At 71.9% G+C, this 17,392-nt stretch carries 14 protein-coding genes and 1 pseudogene; 6 read left to right on the forward strand and 9 right to left on the reverse strand.

Annotation, left to right across the window (positions count from 1 at the left end):
• Window positions 1-9 precede the first annotated feature (9 nt).
• The 4 genes from ACGFIM_RS28475 to ACGFIM_RS28490 all read right to left on the reverse strand — a co-directional run bounded on the left by ACGFIM_RS28475 (window position 10) and on the right by ACGFIM_RS28490 (window position 5,190).
• Window positions 10-972, reverse strand: a complete 963-nt coding sequence (locus tag ACGFIM_RS28475) for a proline iminopeptidase-family hydrolase (RefSeq protein WP_393205971.1) — start codon at window positions 970-972, stop codon at window positions 10-12.
• A complete protein-coding gene (locus tag ACGFIM_RS28480) occupies window positions 969-2,264 on the reverse strand; it encodes an activator-dependent family glycosyltransferase (protein ID WP_393205974.1) in 1,296 nt (431 codons plus the stop codon). The genes ACGFIM_RS28475 and ACGFIM_RS28480 overlap by 4 nt, the downstream gene beginning before the upstream one ends.
• Complete coding sequence (locus tag ACGFIM_RS28485) at window positions 2,264-3,469, reverse strand: P450-derived glycosyltransferase activator (RefSeq protein ID WP_393205977.1); 1,206 nt, start codon at window positions 3,467-3,469, stop codon at window positions 2,264-2,266. Before ACGFIM_RS28485 ends, ACGFIM_RS28480 begins: the two co-directional genes overlap by 1 nt.
• A gap of 161 nt (window positions 3,470-3,630) precedes the next feature.
• Window positions 3,631-5,190, reverse strand: coding sequence for an MFS transporter (locus tag ACGFIM_RS28490; RefSeq protein ID WP_393205980.1), 1,560 nt, complete (start codon window positions 5,188-5,190; stop codon window positions 3,631-3,633).
• 61 nt (window positions 5,191-5,251) lie between these two features.
• Between ACGFIM_RS28490 and ACGFIM_RS28495 the strand changes: the two genes are divergently transcribed.
• Together ACGFIM_RS28495 and ACGFIM_RS28500 are read left to right on the forward strand one after the other, a co-directional pair.
• Window positions 5,252-5,905 carry a TetR/AcrR family transcriptional regulator gene (locus ACGFIM_RS28495; protein ID WP_393205983.1) on the forward strand — a complete coding sequence of 218 codons (654 nt, stop codon included), beginning with the start codon at window positions 5,252-5,254 and terminating at the stop codon, window positions 5,903-5,905.
• A gap of 30 nt (window positions 5,906-5,935) precedes the next feature.
• Window positions 5,936-6,256: a hypothetical protein gene (locus ACGFIM_RS28500; RefSeq protein WP_393205985.1), complete on the forward strand. Its 321-nt coding sequence runs from the start codon at window positions 5,936-5,938 to the stop codon at window positions 6,254-6,256.
• On the opposite strand, the gene ACGFIM_RS28505 is transcribed toward ACGFIM_RS28500, so the two are convergent.
• The 3 genes from ACGFIM_RS28505 to ACGFIM_RS28515 all read right to left on the reverse strand — a co-directional run bounded on the left by ACGFIM_RS28505 (window position 6,257) and on the right by ACGFIM_RS28515 (window position 11,451).
• Entirely contained in the window at window positions 6,257-9,130 is a 2,874-nt protein-coding gene (locus ACGFIM_RS28505) for an ATP-binding protein (RefSeq protein WP_393205988.1), read from the reverse strand.
• Window positions 9,131-9,934: 804 nt separating this feature from the next.
• Window positions 9,935-10,621, reverse strand: coding sequence for a hypothetical protein (locus tag ACGFIM_RS28510; RefSeq protein ID WP_393205991.1), 687 nt, complete (start codon window positions 10,619-10,621; stop codon window positions 9,935-9,937).
• Between the two features lie 233 nt (window positions 10,622-10,854).
• Complete coding sequence (locus tag ACGFIM_RS28515) at window positions 10,855-11,451, reverse strand: NAD(P)-dependent oxidoreductase (protein ID WP_393205994.1); 597 nt, start codon at window positions 11,449-11,451, stop codon at window positions 10,855-10,857.
• Between the two features lie 97 nt (window positions 11,452-11,548).
• Between ACGFIM_RS28515 and ACGFIM_RS28520 the strand changes: the two genes are divergently transcribed.
• Together ACGFIM_RS28520 and ACGFIM_RS28525 are read left to right on the forward strand one after the other, a co-directional pair.
• Entirely contained in the window at window positions 11,549-12,019 is a 471-nt protein-coding gene (locus tag ACGFIM_RS28520; protein WP_393205997.1) for an SgcJ/EcaC family oxidoreductase, read from the forward strand.
• Between the two features lie 141 nt (window positions 12,020-12,160).
• Window positions 12,161-13,168 carry an aldo/keto reductase gene (locus tag ACGFIM_RS28525; RefSeq protein WP_393206000.1) on the forward strand — a complete coding sequence of 336 codons (1,008 nt, stop codon included), beginning with the start codon at window positions 12,161-12,163 and terminating at the stop codon, window positions 13,166-13,168.
• Window positions 13,169-13,242: 74 nt separating this feature from the next.
• Here the strand turns inward: ACGFIM_RS28525 and ACGFIM_RS28530 are convergent, their stop codons facing one another.
• Entirely contained in the window at window positions 13,243-14,811 is a 1,569-nt protein-coding gene (locus ACGFIM_RS28530; RefSeq protein ID WP_393206003.1) for an OmpA family protein, read from the reverse strand.
• Between the two features lie 308 nt (window positions 14,812-15,119).
• Here ACGFIM_RS28530 and ACGFIM_RS28535 point away from each other — a divergent pair, with 308 nt between their 5' ends.
• On the forward strand, window positions 15,120-15,986 hold the full coding sequence (locus ACGFIM_RS28535) for a CPBP family intramembrane glutamic endopeptidase (RefSeq protein WP_393206005.1): 867 nt from the start codon (window positions 15,120-15,122) through the stop codon (window positions 15,984-15,986).
• A gap of 81 nt (window positions 15,987-16,067) precedes the next feature.
• Here the strand turns inward: ACGFIM_RS28535 and ACGFIM_RS28540 are convergent.
• Window positions 16,068-16,604 (reverse strand): annotated as a pseudogene (locus tag ACGFIM_RS28540) (TetR/AcrR family transcriptional regulator); the annotation flags it as partial.
• A 69-nt stretch (window positions 16,605-16,673) separates the two neighbouring features.
• Here ACGFIM_RS28540 and ACGFIM_RS28545 point away from each other — a divergent pair.
• A complete protein-coding gene (locus ACGFIM_RS28545; protein ID WP_393206008.1) occupies window positions 16,674-17,372 on the forward strand; it encodes an SDR family oxidoreductase in 699 nt (232 codons plus the stop codon).
• Window positions 17,373-17,392: the final 20 nt, after the last annotated feature.

The following is a 17,392-nucleotide window of genomic DNA, read 5'->3' on the forward strand; positions in this document are numbered from 1 at the left end:
CGGGTCACGTCAACTCCCTGTCGCGGCGTCGCTTGCGCGGGGTCCCGGTCGGGTCCCCGTGACGGTGGCGAGATAGTCCAGCAGCACGTCCCTGAACCGGTCGGGTTCCTCCAGGTGCGGGAGGTGGCTGGAGTGCTCGAGGATCTCCCAGCGGGAGTCCGGGATGAGCTCGTCGAACGGGCGTACGGTCTCCGGTGTCGCCTCGTCGTGCCGCCCTGAGATGATCAGGGTGGGCACCTCGATGGCGGGCAGCAGCTCTTCGACCGACCAGTCGCGCAGCGTGCCGACGACGTGGAACTCGGTCGGCCCGTTCATCGTGTAGTAGACGGTCGGGTTGTTGTGCATCTCCATGAAGGACGCCTGGTACTCGCGCGGCCACGGGTCGAGCAGGCAGACGTATCGGGCGAAGAAGACGCGCATGGCGTCGAAGTACTCGCGGGTGGCGGTGGTGCCGGCGGCCTCGTGGCGGGCGAGTGTCTGCTGCACCTCGGGCGGGAGGGTGGCGCGCAGCCGTTCCATCTCGGCCCGCCAGGTGACCATCGAGGCGGGCGAGTTGGCGATGACGAGCCCGCGCAGCCCGCTGGGGCGGGTGGCGGCGTGCGCGGCGGCGAGCATACCGCCCCAGGAGTGGCCGAAGAGCACGTAGCCGCCGGCCACGCCGAGCCTGCTGAGCAGGTTGTCCAGCTCGTCGAGGAAGAGCCGCACGGTCCAGAAGTCGGCGCCCTTGCCGGGCAGGTGGGTGGAGCCGCCGTTGCCGAGCTGGTCGTAGTGGATGACCGGCTGGCCGGTGTCGCTCAGCTCGGCGAGCGGCAGCAGGTAGTCGTGGGTGCTGCCGGGGCCGCCGTGCAGCACGACCAGGGGCGGGCGGCCGCCGGTCAGGTCGCCGGTCACGCGGTACCAGGTGCGGTACTCGCCGAACGGCACGGTGCCCTTGGCGGAGGGCCGCCGGGTCGTCGTGGCCGTCCCGCTCACCGCAGCGCTCCTTCGGCCAGGGCGGGCTGCGGCGCGGGCGCGCCGGCGCGGTGCTCGGCGACCAGGCGTTCCAGGCGGGGGACGAGCTCGGCGGGGGTGGGCTCGGTGAGCATCTCCTGCCGCAGCCGTTCGGCGGCGGCGCGCGGGCCCGGCTCGTGCACGAGCGCGGCGAGCGCGTCGCGGAAGCCGCGGGGGTCGAGGCCGGGCGGCGGGATGTAGGCGCCGGCGCCGGCGGCGGCCAGCCGCTTGGCTTTGACCGGGGTGTCCCAGGTGTTAGCGATCATGAGTTGCGGCACGCCGTTGAGCAGCGCGGCGCTGAACGTGCCGGCGCCGCCGTGGTGCACGACCGCCGCGCAGGTCGGCATGAGCAGGTTCATGGGGACGAAGTCGACGATGCGGACGTTGTCCGGCACCTCGCCGAGGCCGGCGCGCTGCTCGGCGTCGAGCGTGGCCACGACCTCGATGTCGAGTTCGGCCGCCGCCCGTACCAGCTCGGCGGGGCCGAGCGCCCAGTCGTGCAGGAAGCCCGCGCCGGTGCCGCCGAGCGTGAAGCACACGCGGGGGCGGTCCGGCGGCTCGCTGAGCCATTCGGGCTGCACGGAGCGGCCGTTGTACGGCAGCGTCCGCATGCCCACGATCGGCACCCCGACGGGGAGGCGCAGGCTCGCGGGCATCGTGGTGTCGATGGTGAGCCGCCCGGTGACGGCCTCCTCGGTGAACGAGCGGCCGTAGCGGGCGAGGGTCAGCGTCAGCCACTCCCCCACCGGGTCCTCCCAGTGCGCCTCCGGCTGCTGTGCGCGCAGGTCGAGAAAGGTGCGGCGGGCGCTGCCCAGCACGTCCAGGCCCCACAGGGCCCGTACGTGGACCGCGCCGCACGCCTCGGCCGCGATCGCGCCGGCCAGCGTGAACGGCTCCCAGATCACCAGGTCGGGCCGCCAGCCGCGGGCGAAGCCGACCAGCTCGTCCACCATCTCGGTGTTGTTGGTGGCGGCGAGCAGCAGCGGCGCGATCACCGTGTCGAAGTCGAGCGCCTGCTCCCAGGTGACCGGCTCGTCGCGGTCCTCGTGCACCCGGGGCGGTCCCATGGCCGCGCCCGGCTGCTCGCGCACCTCCTCGAGCTCCGGGTCGGTGCCGACGGGGACGGCGGTGAGCCCCGACGCGGTGATGGCGTCGGTCAGCGAGGGCTGGCTGGCCACCCGGACCTCGTGTCCGGCGGCGGTCAGCGCCCAGCCGAGCGGCACCAGGCAGTTGTAGTGCGAGGCGAGGGCGAACGAGGTCAGCAGGACACGCATCAGCTCTCTCCAAGCCCGAGCACGGGCAGCTCGACGGGGCCGCGCACCACGGGGGCGCGCCGCCGGTACACCGGCGCGCCGGACGGCCGCAGCTCCGGCCGGGTCTCGGCGAGGATCCGCAGCGCCACCTCGGCCTGGGCGCGGGCCAGCGGGGCGACGGGGAGGTGGTGGAGGCCGCCGGCGAAGGCGAGCGGCTCCGGCTCGCCCCGCCGGTCGAGGCGGAAGCGGCCGGGCTCCGGGTGGCGGGTCTCGTCCCGGCCGGCGGCGGCGGTGATGAGCACCAGGTGGCTGCCGGGCTCCAGCCGGGTGCCCGCCAGGACGGCGGGTTCGGCGGCCACCCGCGCCTCCATCTGCACCGGCGGGTCGTGGCGCAGCGTCTCGGCCACGGCGGCGGGCGCGAGGCCGGGGTCGCGGGACAGCTCCCGCCATGCGTCCGGCTCCGCCAGCAGCGCGCGGACCGCGTTGCCGATGAGGTGGGCGGTGGCCGGGACGGCTGCGGTGGACAGCAGCACCCGTACGGCTCTGGCGGGGTCGTGGTCCTCCTCCCCCGGCGTGCCACCGAACAGCTCGTCGAGCCCGGCCACCGCGTCCTCGATGCGGCGGACGAGGGCGAGCGGCTGGGCGGCGAGCAGGGAGTCGGGCAGCGCGGCGGCGTCCTGGCAGAGCCGGGCGTAGCGCGGCAGGCCGGCCGCCGGGAGCTCGAGCAGCGCGGCGGTGGCGGCGGTCGCGACCGGCCAGGCGTAGCCGGTCATGAGGTCGCCGCCGGTGACGCGGTCGAGGCGGGCCAGGCACTCCCGCTCGACGGTCTTGCGGTGCGCGGCCAGCGGCTCCGGGTCGAGCAGGGCCTGCCAGTGGGGGCGCAGCCGCTCGTGCTCGCCGGCCTCGCCGCCCAGCGTGCCGTGCCCGTAGAAGGGCAGCAGCTGCTCGGCGGCCGGGGAGCCGTCCCGGTCCGACATCCGCCACACCGGGTCCGCCAGGGCCTCGGCCGTCACGTCCGGGTCCGCGGTCACCCAGCTTCCCGTGGTGCTGCGGTGGATCGGGCCGCGCTCGCGGATCGCGGCGTAGAGCGGGTAGGGATCATCGGTGCCGCGCAGCACCAGGGCGAACGGGTCGCCCATGATGCCCAGCACCCGCTGCGTGGCGCGGGCGTTGAGCAGGCGCAGCCCCAGTTCGTAATCGGCTGCCGGGTTGGCGCCTTCGGGCATGGTGCCTCCACCTTGCCGGCGATCGGATCGACGATGGCCACGGTAGAGGCGGACGTTCCCCCTAGATCAACCCCTAATGGGCCTCGCCCGGGCCCCCGAACCACATAGGGGGCCGGGGCGGTTCGCCGGGGGAACGCGGGTCGCCGCAGGTGAGGGGCGGCTCAGCGCGCCTCGGACATGCCGGGCTCCTCGACGGCCTCGGCGGGCTTGATCTCGGCCCGGCGCAGCGCGAACAGCGCGATGGCGCCGAGCGCCAGCATGAGCGCGGCGGTCACGTAGAGCGGGACCTGCATGCCGAGGGTGAAGGCGGCCCTGGCCGCGTCGGCGAGCTGCGCGCCGATCTCCCCCGGAAGGTCCGCGGCGATGGCGAGCGCCGCCGCGAGGGTCTCGGACGCCGCCGCCGTCTCGGCCTGCGGCACCCCCTGCGGGGCGGTGTCGAGCAGCGTACGGCTGTAGACGACGGTGCTGATGAGGCCCATGAGCGCGATGCCCAGGGCGGTGCCGAGCTCGAGGCTGGTCTCCGACAGCGCGGAGGCCCGCGCGGAGCGTTCGGGCGGCACGCTGCCGAGCACGATGTCCACCGCGACGGTGGCCACGATGCCGGTGCCCGCGCCCACCAGGATCATGCCCGGCACCAGCGCCGTCAGCCCGGCGTCCACCTGGACCTGCGACATGATGAGCAGGCCGGCGGCCATGATGAGGGGACCGGCGGCGAAAATGGGGCCGGGCCGCAGGCGCTGGGCGAGGTAGCCGGCGACCACGGCGGCGACGATCACCCCTACTCCCGCGGGCATCTGCCACAGCGCAGCGGGCAGCGGGCTGAAGCCCAGCACCTGCTGCAGGTACGGCGAGGCGAGGTAGGTGCCGCCGGTGAGCGCGAACATGACCAGCGCGTAGCCGCCCACGGCGGTCGTGAAGACCGGCCGGCGGAAGAGGTCGACGTCGACCATCGGGTCGGCCTTGCGGCGCTGCTGGTAGACGAAGGCCACACCGAAGGCGACGCCCACGACGAGCGCGCCGACCGACCAGATCGACGGCTCCTCCAGCGCGACCTGCTTGAGCCCGTAGATGAGCGGCAGCACGGCGGCCAGCGACAACAGCACGCCGAGCAGGTCGAAGCCGCCCTTCTTGGGGTCTCGCGACTCCGGCAGCAGCAGCGGTCCCGCGATCAGCAGCAGCACCATGAACGGCACGTTCAGCAGGAACACCGAGCCCCACCAGAAGTACTCAAGCAGCAGGCCGCCGAGCGGCGGGCCGAGCACCACGCCGCCGGACGACCCGGCGGTCCAGATGCCGACCGCCATCTTGCGCTGCCCGGGGTCGGCGAACAACGTCCTGATGAGCGCCAGCGTGGACGGCATCAACGTGGCGGCGCCGATGCCGAGCAGCACCCGCGCGGCGATCAGCAGCTCGGGCGAGGTGGCGTACGCCGCGGCGGCGGAGCCCACGCCGAAGACCACCGCACCGCCGAGCAGCACCCGGCGCCGGCCGATGCGATCGCCCAGGGCGCCCATCGGTATCAGCAGCCCGGCCAGCACGAACGTGTAGATGTCCATGATCCACAGCAGCTCGGTGGCGCTGGGCCGGAGCCCTGCGGTGATCCAAGGGACCGCCAGGAAAAGGATGGTGATCGAGTTGGACAGCAAGATCACGGGGAGCGTCAGTACGGCGAGGCCGAGCCATTCGCGTCGGCCCGCGGTGGGGCGAGTTGTCTGCGCCATGCCCGAATCATACAAGCGTCTTGGACGGACGTATGATTGAAATCATGGTAAGGTGGCCGGTATGGGACAACGAGAGCAGCTCCTCGAGGGGGCGAAGCGGTGCATCGTGGAGCGCGGTTACGCCCACACCACCGCCCGGCACATCACCGCCGCGTCGGGAGCCAACCTCGCCTCCATCGGCTACCACTTCGGCTCGAAAGAGGCGCTGCTCCGCGAGGCCCTCATCGACATGGTTCAGGACTGGACCGACCTGTGGCAGGTCATGACGCCCACCGGCGCGACGGACCCGCTGGTGGGCTTCGAGGAGACCTGGCAGCAGATCGTCGACAGCTTCAAGGACAACCGCCCGCTGCTGGCCGCCAACTTCGAGGCGCTCACCGCCGCCGAGCACGCGCCCGACCTGCGCGAGCGGCTCGGCGAGGCGCTCGCTTCCGCCGCCGCACCCGACGGGCTCCCCAAGCTGCTCGGCGCGGACGAGTCGCTGGACGAGCAGGAAACACGCGCGGTCGGCCGGCTCTACCTCACCCTGCTCCAGGGACTGATGGCCCAGTGGCTGATCAACCCCGAGCTGGTGTCCGTGAGCGACCTGGCCGACGGCCTGCGCGTGCTCCTGGGCCGGCCTTCGGCCGACCGGCGCGAGGACGACCAGGGAGAGGGGGATTCGCGCCCGGCACGCGAGGCACTCGGCACCGCATCTTCGGCGAACAACAGTTGAGTTGATTCTTGGGGGACTCCTGTGTTCCAAATGCTCCTTTCGTCGGTCACTGCCCCACCCGCATTCGTTGACTACTCGGACGTTCCGGAGCACTGGACCGGACGTGACCTGCTGACCTCGGTGATCTCCTGGTACGGGCTCGACCCCGTGCTCGCCGCTCAGCGCGCGGAAGAGCTGCTCGGCCCGTGGGATCTGGCAGAGGCGGAGATCACCCCGGTGCGTGAATACTCCCCCGCGATGATGAAGAAGTTCAGCCTGCTGATCACCCTCTTGCCGGAGCCGCAGCCCCGTGCGGTCGGCGCCCTGCTGAGCGATGCCGGGTCGCCGCCGCAGTCCTGGATGAGCGCGTGATCAGCGTGCCGATCTCCCCGCAGCGCGCCGCATGTGCCCCGCGCCGCGCCGGGTCATGCGAGAGACGTCCGCCTCCGCGAACCCGGTGCCGAGCGACAGCTCGGTCGGCAGGTCGGCGCGGCGCTTCACGTTCAGCTTGCGATAGACCCGCGTAAGGTGCTGCTCGACGGTACTGACCGTGATGAACAGGCGCTCGCTGATCTCCCTGTTGGTGTAGCCGAAGGCCGCGAGCGCGGCGACGCGCCGCTCGGCGTCGCTCAGTGCGGCCGCCTCGCCGAGACCCTCGACGCCGTCCTCTTCGCGTGGCTGCAACCGCGCGAGGAGCGGCCCGGCCTCGCACGCCTTGGCGATCTGCTTGGCCCGCCTGACCATCAGCCGCGCCCGGGTGATGTCGCCGAGCTCCTGGTAGGCGTCGCTGAGATCCGCGTACGCCCAGCCGAGCTCCAGCAGGTCGCCCGAGCGCTGCAGCAGGGTCATCGCCTCCTGCAGCCGCGCCGGTCGCTGCCGCAGCTCGGTGACCGACGCGAGCAGCCGCAGCGCCCTGCCGTGCACCCGCGGGTGCGTGCCGCCGGGGATGGACAGCTGCTCGGTGATCTTCTGCCGGGCCTCCTCGGCCGCGCCGATGTGCAGGTACGTCTTGGCGATGGCGTAGCGCCAGTCCACGAGCGCCGGGATGTCGAGGTCCCAGCCGCGCAGCAGCGCGCCGCACTCGTGGAAGTCGCTGAGCGCCGCCCTGGTGCGGTTGGTGGCGAGGTAGTAGTCGCCCCTGGCCTGCAGGAACAGCGGCCACAGCATGGTCTGCGGCATGTCGCCGGGCACGCCCCGCTTGATGATCTCGGCCGCCTCGTCCAGGTCGCCCATGGCGACGGTGGCGCGCAGCAGCACCGTCAGCGGCAGGCCGAGGAGCACGCCCCATCCCGTGCGCGACATGCCGCTCAGCGCCTGCTGGGCGTAGCGCCGGGCCTCGCCCAGCTCGCCGTGCTGCACGGCCAGCCACGACCGCATGCCGGCCAGCGCCGCCGTCCACCTGGTGAATCCGCGCGCCGCCCCCTCGGTGCCGAGCATCTCGCACCAGCGCACCGCCTCCTGGTAGCGGCCGGTCTGGCCCAGCGTCAGCAGCGCGCCGAAGACCGCCTCCAGCTCCGCCTCGGCCAGGTTGCAGCTTTCCAGCAGCTCCTGGGCGGCGCCGACGATGTCCTCCTCCGACTTGCCCAGCAGCAGGTTGCTCAGCGAGAACTCCCGGGTGTCCGACGTCTTCCGGCCGCCGTCCTCCCGTTTCGCGAACCCGCCGTCCTCCCGCTTCGCGAACCCGCCGTCCTCCCGCTTCACGAACATCGCGGGGAAGATGAGCCGGATCCACTCCCTGGTGAAGCAGAGCCTCATCTGCTCCCGCGGCGGCACGCCGCGCTCCGGCGCCGCCGTCCAGTCGTAGACGACGGCCGCGCGGCGGGGCCAGCCGTGCCACAGCAGGTAACGGCTGAGCGCGCGGGCGTCGTCGGGGGCGAGCCGGCCGCGCGCGTGCGCGTCCTCGAGCGGCGCGAGGAAGCGCAGCGCGGCGGCCGGGCGGTGGCACCAGTTCGCCCGGGCCAGCTCGGTCAGCATCGCCGCCCGCGTCGCCTCGTCGTCGCAGATGAGCCGGCCGAGCTCCAGGCAGCTGATCGCCCGGCCCTGGTCGTCGTGGACGAGCGCCGCCTCGGCGGCCTCGCGCAGCACCGTCACCATCCACGGGTCCGCCTCCGCCGGGGTGGCCGGGCTGGCCGCCAGCAGGTGGTCGGCGATGTCGCCGGGCTCGGCCCCGAGCTGGTACATGATCCGCGCCGCCCGCATGTACATGACGGACTGCCGGTCAGGGCTGAGATCTCTGAGCACGGCCTTGCGCATCGTCGGGTAGCGGAACTGGCAGCCGTTGAGCAGGCCCGCCGCTTCCAGCGCCTCCAGCGCGGGCAGCACGTACGCGGGCTTCACGCCGAGCAGCTGCGCCACCGAGCCGGTGCTGGCCGAGCGCCCGAGCAGCGCGACGCCGCGGGCCGCGTCGAGTATCCGCGGATCCCATCGGTGCAGGCAGGACAGCACCGCCTGGTGCAGGTGCCGGCCGACGCCCACCTGCGAGCCCTCGGGCGTCCAGCCGCCGTGCGCCACGTCCCAGTAGTCCTGCACCATGGCGTGCAGCAGCAGCGGGTTGCCGCCGCTCAGCCGGTGATATTCGGGGGCCAGCCGGGCGGCGGGCTCGCTGCCCACCTTGTCCCGCAGCAGCTCCTCCACCCCCGCGGGCGACAGGCGGTTGACCCGGACCTGCACACAGTTGGGGCGGCCGGTGAGCTCGGCGTTGAACAGGGAGTTCACCGGCCGGCGCTGCGCCAGCGCGGTCACCGCGAGCAGCAGCGGGGCGTTGGCCATCCGCCGCTGGATGTAGAGCAGAGCCTGCAGGCTGGGGCCGTCGACGTTGTGCACGTCGTCGACGGACAGCAGGATCGGCTGCCGTTTGGCCAGTTCCACCAGGACCCCGCACAGCCGCGCCGCGACGTTCGTGAGGTTCTGCCCCAGCGCCACCGGGTCGGGCACCCCGGAGATGCCGTTGACCGGGCCCGGCGCCAGGGTCTGCTCCACCTCGTCGGCCAGCTCCTGAGGCAACTCGGCGGAACGAAACAACTGCCCGAGGGTTCCCAAGGGGAACATGCGCTCCGCACGCGACCCGGCGGCTTTCATCACAAGGAATCCGGCGGCACCGGCCTCTCCGGCGCACGCCTGCAGTAATGCACTCTTACCAGTGGCGCCGGGCCCGGTCATGACAATGATTCCACCGGTCCCGGCCAACGCCTTGTCTATCAGGTTTCGGAAGTTCGCCAGTGCCTCTGCACGTTCGATGAGCTGCATGGCCCATGCCTCCAGCCGGCCACCCTGGTCGTCGTACTCGACCTGTTTAGTTTCCTTTTCAACTGAATTTCTGTGATCCCCTCGGCGCCCTTCGTCCGGGAGAAGGGTTGCGGGGCAGGGTGACGCGCAGGGGGAACGTCATTATCCGGCCGCCCGGATTCTGATTTCGGGACAATGGTGTGCCCTATGGCCCTCGTGGGCGATGCGGGGCACGACGGGCTGCCCGCCGGTACAGCGGCGGCTCCTGCCCTGGCCGCCGCGAGTGTGAACTCGGCCACGAGACCTGCCGCGATGGCCGCGGCCCCCTTGACGGCACGCCGGTCTTCATGCCGTACGCGCGCGCCCCCGCAAACCGCGCCCTTCAGCATGTCATGCTGAAGGGCGAGCAAGAAGTTCGATATTCGCCGGAGCATCTGGTCCTCCGGCATTCGACGACGTCACCGTACGTATCGCCACACGTCCCCCGTCACCGTCGCGGATCACCCCTCCACTTCAGACACCACCCCTGACAATCTGTCGGCATTACTGACAGATTGCTCGAAGGGGGATGTGTCGGACATGACGGCAGTATATGTGGATAGATCACTTTTCGACCCCTAACGACCCCCCTATATCCCCTCGATTCAGGGGGTCATGTAAGACAAGCCGTGGTTAAGGGGTGCGCGCCAGGAAAGCGTTCGCGTTCAGCGATCGGTACACAATGTTCACCATTCGCACCCTTGACTGTGCGCTTTCCACCGGCTTCACGACACCTTGCACCCCGTTGACCCACCCGCCGTCCTCAGGGTGTCGAAGCCATGGCCATCACGGGTGCGACCGGTCGGGATCGGTCAGCCATCTGCGGAGTTCGTCGTGCCGGAACTGGTACGTGGCCCCGGCGACGCGCAGCAGTCCGGCGTCACACGCCCACCGGCAGAACGCCGCGGGCCGCCACGGCAGCCGCCCGCGCGCCGCCGCGCAGGCGACGCCGAACACGTACCGCAGCCCGGCTTTGTAGACGACGAACCCGGACACGAGCCCGAAGCCCAGCCTGCCGAAGAGGCCACGGACCGAGCTCTTCGCCCGCGAGCCGATGATGGGCGTGGGCCACCGAGCGCTCACCCGGAAGATCACATAGCCGCTGCCGGCGAGGCACAGCGCCAGCGCGGTGGCGTAGCCCCCGTTCCAGTAGACGTACAGCTTCAGCACGAACACCAGGATCCCTCTGTGGCAGGGACCGAACTCGATGAGGACCGCCGCGAGCAGGATGCAGAAAACGGTGGCGGCGTGCAGGAGGCGGGGTGATCGCCGGCCGCCGATCGGCCACAGCAGGTGCGGCACGATGTCCGCCGGCGACATGCCGTCCGGGGCGGCGTGCGTGCTGCTGTAGCGCGCCTGCCAGTCCAGGCGGCGGGCCAGGTGGGCGAGCCGGCGGCGCACCTTCCCGGGGTCGTGGTGTTCACCGCCTGCGCGGCAGCGCGCCGGCCTGGCGAACGCGAAGAAAGCCCCCACGCGCCGGAGCGGGTGGGGGCCTTCATCAGTCTGGTCGGCCGCAGTTTATGGCAACCGGCCCGCGACGACCACCCGCTCCCCCTGCCTCGGCCCGCACCCGGCGAACGGCCTCGCCCCCCTCCCCTTCGGTCGCTCGGCTCACCGGCGACCGCCCGGCTCGCCGCCGTCTCGGCATCGGACGCGGCCGGCCGGTGTCCGCCTGCTCTCCTCGAGCGCCGGATGTGGCGGTCTGCTCACTTCGGGCCGCAGATGCCCATGGCCTTGCCGATCAGCTTGGGGTCTTCGGCCGCGTCGAGGAGCGCCATCGCGTAGTCGGCACGGGAGAGCTGCATGGCGCCACCCGTCGCGTTGTCCTCGAAGTCGATGTGCACCCGGCCCGCGGGCGGCTTGTCGTTCAGCATGGTCGCTCGGGCGATGGTCCAGTCGAGGTCGCTGACCTGCAGCATGCCCTCGGCGCGGGCCAGGTCCACGTACGCCTGGCGGAAGAACAGCCACGCCAGCGTGACCGGGAGCCGGGGGCGGGTGGCGGGGACCGAGCGGCTGCTCGTCATCACCACCCTGCGCACGCCGGCCTCGCGCATGGCGGTGATGAGCGTACGCGCGATGCCGCTGCCGCCGACGGCTGAGATGACGGCGTCCTGTCCCTGGACCGCCGCGCGTACGGCGTCCAGGTCGTGCGCGTCGCCCTGGTGCACCGCCGCGAGGGCGCCGCGGTCGGTGAGCAGTTCGGGGCGGCGGGCGAACGCGGTGATCTCGTGCCCGCGCTGGACGCCTTGGGTCAGGACGTGCTTGCCGGTACGGCCGGTCGCGCCGATGACCAGGATCTTCATGGAGTTGCACCTTCCTATATGGCTGTTTGCACTATAAGTATGGAAGCAGACTATAGTGCAGATTGCACTAGTGAAGGTCGCTCTAAGGAGTTACGCGATGTCCGACATGCTCAGGACCCAGCACGCCGCGTCCGCCCAGACCCCGTCCTCCGGCCAGGACGCCTCATCGACCGGCGAGTACGCCGAGATCGCCGCCCTCCTCACCCGGCTGGCCGAGGCGTGGAACGCGGGCGACGCGACCGCCTACGCCGCCCTCTTCACCGAGGACGCCGACTACATCACCTTCGACGGCAACCTCACGCAGGGCCGCGACGCCATCGAGTCCTCGCATCGGTGGCTGTTCGAGGGACCGCTCAAGGGCTCCACCATGGCCGCCCCCGCCGACACCCGGTTCAAGAGGCTGGCCGACGGCGCCGTCCTGGTGATCTCCACGGGCGGCACCACGCTGAACGGCGAGCTGCGCACCTCGACGGTCTCCTTCACCGCCGTCCGCACCCCGCAGGGGTGGCGCTTCGCGTCGTTCCAGAACACCAGGCGGCAGCAGCTCCGTCCGGCCTCCGAGTCCTGACCCGGAGTGCGCTCCAGGTCAGGGGCCCCGATCTCACCTTGACCTGGAGCGCGCTCCAGCTCCTAGCCTCGGTCTCACCGCCGACGCCTCGTTCTGGTCGGACGGATCATTCGACCCCTCATCCCCTACGGGAGATGCCGCATGAAGACCGTACAGCTGGGCCGTACCGGCGAGCAGGTCAGCCAGCTCGCCCTGGGCTGCATGATCATGGGGACCGTCACTCCGGAGGACGAAGCCGTCACGATGCTCGACCGGTACGTGGACGCGGGCGGCAACTTCCTCGACACCGCCGACTGCTACTGCTGGTGGGAGCGTCCTGGAAGTTACGGCGGGGAGAGCGAGGAGCTGCTCGGCCGCTGGCTGAAGAGGTCGGGCAAGCGTGACAAGGTGTTCCTCGCCACCAAGGGCAGCGCCGTCGTACGCGATCTCGACGCCGTATGGAAGGACGGGAAGGCGGACTGGGACGCCGCCTACCGCACGTTCGTCGGCGCGGGGGCCGATACGTTGCGCGACGCGATCGACGGCAGCCTGCGGCGGCTCGGCACCGACCACGTGGACCTCTACTACGTGCACGTCGACGACCGTGCCACGCCGCTGGAGGAGACGCTCGAAGCGCTGGCCGGCATCGTCCAGGCGGGCAAGGCCCGCTACATCGGCTGGTCGAACGTGCGGACCTGGCGGCTGGAGCGGATCCGCCGGCTCTGCGACCGCTACGGCTGGCCGGCGCCCGTCGCGCTCCAGCAGCAGCACTCCTACCTGCGGCGCCGCGCCGGGGTCCGGCACATCTCGATCGTGGACGACGAGCAGCTCGACTACCTGGAGACGCACGACGACCTGACGCTCGTGGCCTACTCCCCCATCCTCAAGGGCATCTACGACGACCCGGAGAAGCGGCGCGGGCACGGCGCGATGATCCCGTACGAGGGGCCGGACGCCGAGGCCAGGATCGCCGTGCTCACCGAGGTGGCCGAGGAGGTCGGCGTCACCCCGAACGCCCTGGTGCTCGCCTGGCTGATGCACCAGACCTCGCCGGCGATCGTGCCGCTGATCGGGCCGCGCACCCTGCAGCAGTACGAGGCGGCGCTGCCGGCCCTCGACGTCAAGCTCACCGACGACCAGCTCAAGCGCCTCGACACCGCCGGCGCCTGAGCTCGCGGCCGCTCGGCGGCACGGGCGGGGAGGCTCGCGAGAGGACGGGGGCGCGAGTCTCCCCAGGGGGGCCTTCAGCGCGCGATCGGCACGTTCTGGACCTTGCCGAGGCCGTCCACCTCGAACGTCATCGCGGTGACGTCGGGCGGCGGCGCGGGGAAGTAGATGTAGCCGCGCTGGACGCCGCCCGGGCGGATCGTCGTCACGGCGTTCTGGACGTAGAACCCCTTCCCCGCCCTGGTGCCGTAGTAGCGGGCCTTGCTCGACTCGTCCACGAGCGTGATGCCGCTGTAGGCGGCACCGGTGACGAACTCGTGCGGAGTGTCGGCCCTGAACGGCTGCGGCACGGGCACCGCGATGCCATCGGTGTCGGTGTTCTCGATCTCGAAGGGGGCGACGAGGAAGGCGCCGTCCCGGTAGAGCGGGTGGACGTGCAGCTTCAACTTGTCGCGGGTCAGTGTGCCGGCCTCCGGCCCGAGATCGGGGCGGAAGGGCGCGGGTCCCGCGGCGCGCGCCGTGCCCGGGCTCGCCGTCGTCGTCCGGGTGACGTCCGGCGTCTGGGTCTTCAGCTTGTAGGAGATCTCGACGCGGCGGTTGCGGGCGCGGCCCTCGGGGTTGTCGCTGCCGTCCTTCTTGGTGTTGGGGGCGATGGGCTCGCTCTCGCCCTTGCCCGCGGCGCGGTACTCGTACTCGGTGCCGAGCAGGCGCCGGAGGTGGTCGAGGACCGCCTGGGCGCGGCGTTCTGACAGCTTCTGGTTGTAGGCGTCGGAGCCCTTGCTGTCGGTGTGGCCCTCGATGAGGATCGGCGGCCTGGCCGGGTCGGCGCGCTCGCGGGTCTCGCGGGCCACGTCGTCGAGCACGGCCGCGGCCTTGTCCGACAGGGTCGCCTTGTCGAAGGCGAAGAGCACGTCGGTCCGCAGGGCGACGGTCTCGTCGGCGCCCTCCTGGGTGCGGGACTTCTCGGGCGTCTCCACGTACTCTCGCACGTCGGCGACGTACGACCAGGCATCGGACGGGGGCGGCGTGACCGGCCACCGGTACACCGAGCCGGGCTCGGGTTTGCCGTCGTCGCCGGGCTCGGCGGAGGGCTCGGGCGCGCCGTCGGTGACCGGGATGCCGGTCAGCTCGCCGAGCCCGCCGGCGAGCACGGTGACCTGGCGCACGCCGGCGGGCAGTGGCGGGAAGTAGACCTCGACCGGGTAGCGGGTGCCCTTTCTGAAGGACTCCGTGGGGTTGTGCTTCCTGGTGCCGTAGGCGGTCTCGCCGTCCTGCTCGCGGAGGGTGAAGTACACCTTTCTGCCGACCGGGTCCAGCAGCCAGAAGCGGGCGAAGTCGCTGTTCAGCGTGCCGTAGCCGAAGGTCGGCGTCTGGTAGTCGGCCGTGGGGACCGACAGCTCGAGCTTCAGCGCGGTCAGGTGGCGGTGCCGTTCGACGGCGTTGACCGTGAGGTCCACCGGGGCCGCCGTGCCGACCTCTCCCGTACGGGAGAACGTCTGCGCCGGGACCGCGGGCGTCGGGGGTGTCGGCGGCGCCGAGGGCGCGGTGGTCGTCCGCTCGGCGTCGGGCGGGGCCTGCTCGGATGGGGCGCATCCGGTGATCGTTGCCACGACGGCGAGAGATGCCGCCACCAGAGCGCTGCGCACCACAACCTCCCCCAGAACGGGATCGTTCGCGCCGGTATGCTATCGGGCTTCGCTCAGCGGCTCTCCTTGATCGGCGAAGTCGTGAGCCGCGCGCCACCGCGCGGTCGAACGGCACCCGCGGCGCATCGCGGCGCTCCCTCCATCGCCGGACCTGCATATCCGTCTCGCGGCCGATGCGCCGGCCGGGCCGCCGCGACTAGCGTCGAAGCCGTGGCCGATCACGACGAAGAGCTTCCCCCTCCGCTGCTGAGCCGGGTGCCGCCCCGGACCTGGGCGACGCAGCGTTCCCGGACCCGCGGGTGCTCGTCGTGACCACGGAGTCGCTGCTTGCCCCGGCCGTCACCCGTCGCCTCATCGTGGGCGCGGGCATCGCGATCTTCGTGCTCGCGTACGGCTGCCTTCTGGCGACGGGGACCACCGAGATCGTCCCGTCGCGCGATCCCGGCGCGCCGCGGGTCTCCCTGTGGGCGGCCGCGGTCCCGCCGCTGGCCGCGCTCGTGCTCGCCGCCCTGGTCGCGCCGCGGCGGCCGGCGCCCCAGCCGCCAGCCGGGCCGTCCAGGGACAGGCTGCTGAGGGAGGCGTGGACGCTGGCCGGCGCGGCGGTGCTGCTCGCGGCGGTGCTGCCCGTGGCCGGCGGCCTGCTCTATCTGCTGGCCAAGGTGCTCTTCCTGCTGATCGTCCCGCTGGCCGCCTTCCGGCTGATCAGCGGGCGGGAGGCCAGGGCCAGGGCGATCCCGGCCCCGGCCGCCTGGCTTGCGCCGCTGCCCGCGGTGCTCGTCTGGGTCGTGCTGACGCAGGTGGGGCCGTTCACGATGCCGTTCACGCAGGAGCCGCCCGACCCGGTGACGCTGATCGCCGGCTCGCTGGCGACGCTGCTCACGGCGAGCGTCCTGGAGGAGGTGTTCTACCGGGCCTGGCTGCAGACCAGGCTGGAGGCCCTGTACGGCAGGTGGCCGGCGATCGTCGTGCAGGCCCTGCTGTTCGCGCTCATGCACTCATCCCGCCTGAGCGCGGGCTCCCTGCTCACCGGTCTGTGCACGATCGTGGCCTTCCAGGGCGTGTTCGGCCTGATGCTCGGCTATCTGTGGTCGCGTTACCGCAACATCTGGGTGATCGTCTTCATCCACGCGCTGACGAACCTCGTCCCGGTCTCCGTGCTGCTTTCGCTGCTGTGACCGGGCGATCGCGGTGTCGTGGCCGCTTTGCGAGCCGTCGTGAGGGTCAGCGGTCACCTTGATCAGCAGAGTCGTGAGCCGCTCGCCCAGCTCGTCGTCCACAGGCGCGTGTTCCAGGATGAACCGGTACCACAGGACGCCGTACACGATGTCGATGAGCAGCTCGACGTCGGCGTCCGCGGCGATCTCGCCGCGCGCCACCGCCCGGTCGAACAGCACCCGCAGCGCATCGCGCCGCTTGAACAGGAACTTGTTCTTGAACTCGGCCGCGAACGCGGGGTCGAGCAGCGCGTGCGCCAGGAGCCCGATCAGCGTGGGCCGCTGCCCGCGCTGCGCGAACGTGGCCTTGAGGAACGCCATGAGGTCGTCGGGCAGCGACCCCTCGTCCGGGATCCTGATCGCCGTCTCGGCGCGCTCCAGCAGCGATTCCAGGACCACATCGGCCTTCGACGACCACCAGCGGTAGATGGTCTGTTTCCCGCATCCCGCGCGCCGTGCGATGCCGTCGACCGTCAGCGCGGCGTAACCGCGTTCGTCCAGCTCGGCCAGCGCAGCGGCGAGGATCGCCGCCCGCGTGGCCTGGCTGCGTGGGCGTCCCAGCCGTCGCTCGCCTGTCATGGAACCGACTTTACAAGACGCGACGTCTCGAATAGAAACGAGACGAAACGTCTAGAAAAGGAGACGACAGTGCGCGTAGTGATCATGGGCGGCACGTCGGGCATCGGGCTGGCGACCGCCGCGCTTCTGGCGGGCGAGGGCGCCGAGGTGATCGTCACGGGACGCGACCCCGAGCGGCTGGCCGCGGCCAAGAACGCGGTGCCGAGCGGGCTGGCGGGGGCCGAGCAGGTGGACGGGACGTCCGAGCCCGAGGTGGCCGCCTTTCTTGAGCGGGTCGGGACGTTCGACCACCTGGTGCTCGCCTTCAGCCCCGGCCCGGTCGGCGCAGGGACGCTGGCGGAGACCGACCTGGCCCACGTCAGGGCGGCGTTCGACGGCAAGCTCTTCCCCTACCTGTACGCGATCAAGCAGGCGCAGGTGACCGGCTCGGTGACCATGGTGTCGGCGGCCAGCGCCCGCGCCGGCCTGCCCGGCACGTTCACCTTCGCCGCGGTGAACGGCGCGATCGAGCGGATGGTCTCGCCGCTCGCGGCCGAGCTGGCCCCGGTCCGGGTCAACGCCGTCTCCCCGGGCGTCGTGGACACCAACTGGTGGTCGTTCCTGCCGGAGGAGCAGCGGCGGGCCCAGTTCGAGGCGGCCGCGCAGACGATCCCCGCCCGCCGGGTGGGCACGGCCGAGGACGTGGCCGGCGCCATCCGCTACCTGATCGGGGCGACGTACGTGACCGGCAAGGTCCTGCCGGTGGACGGCGGCTTCACCGTCGCCTGACCGGTGCGGCCCCGGCCGCC

The organism is Nonomuraea sp. NPDC049309 (assembly GCF_043196965.1).
GTDB classification, from domain to species: Bacteria; Actinomycetota; Actinomycetes; order Streptosporangiales; family Streptosporangiaceae; genus Nonomuraea; species Nonomuraea fastidiosa.

What these genes read in the sequence shown, in the direction of transcription:
- ACGFIM_RS28505 (WP_393205988.1), bottom strand. Translation starts at nt 9,130, where the DNA reads ATGCAGCTCATCGAACGTGCAGAGGCACTGGCGAACTTCCGAAACCTG.
- ACGFIM_RS28490 (WP_393205980.1), bottom strand. Translation starts at nt 5,190, where the DNA reads ATGGCGCAGACAACTCGCCCCACCGCGGGCCGACGCGAATGGCTCGGC.
- ACGFIM_RS28525 (WP_393206000.1), top strand. Translation starts at nt 12,161, where the DNA reads ATGAAGACCGTACAGCTGGGCCGTACCGGCGAGCAGGTCAGCCAGCTC.
- ACGFIM_RS28520 (WP_393205997.1), top strand. Translation starts at nt 11,549, where the DNA reads ATGTCCGACATGCTCAGGACCCAGCACGCCGCGTCCGCCCAGACCCCG.
- ACGFIM_RS28495 (WP_393205983.1), top strand. Translation starts at nt 5,252, where the DNA reads ATGGGACAACGAGAGCAGCTCCTCGAGGGGGCGAAGCGGTGCATCGTG.
- ACGFIM_RS28515 (WP_393205994.1), bottom strand. Translation starts at nt 11,451, where the DNA reads ATGAAGATCCTGGTCATCGGCGCGACCGGCCGTACCGGCAAGCACGTC.
- ACGFIM_RS28485 (WP_393205977.1), bottom strand. Translation starts at nt 3,469, where the DNA reads ATGCCCGAAGGCGCCAACCCGGCAGCCGATTACGAACTGGGGCTGCGC.
- ACGFIM_RS28500 (WP_393205985.1), top strand. Translation starts at nt 5,936, where the DNA reads ATGCTCCTTTCGTCGGTCACTGCCCCACCCGCATTCGTTGACTACTCG.
- ACGFIM_RS28480 (WP_393205974.1), bottom strand. Translation starts at nt 2,264, where the DNA reads ATGCGTGTCCTGCTGACCTCGTTCGCCCTCGCCTCGCACTACAACTGC.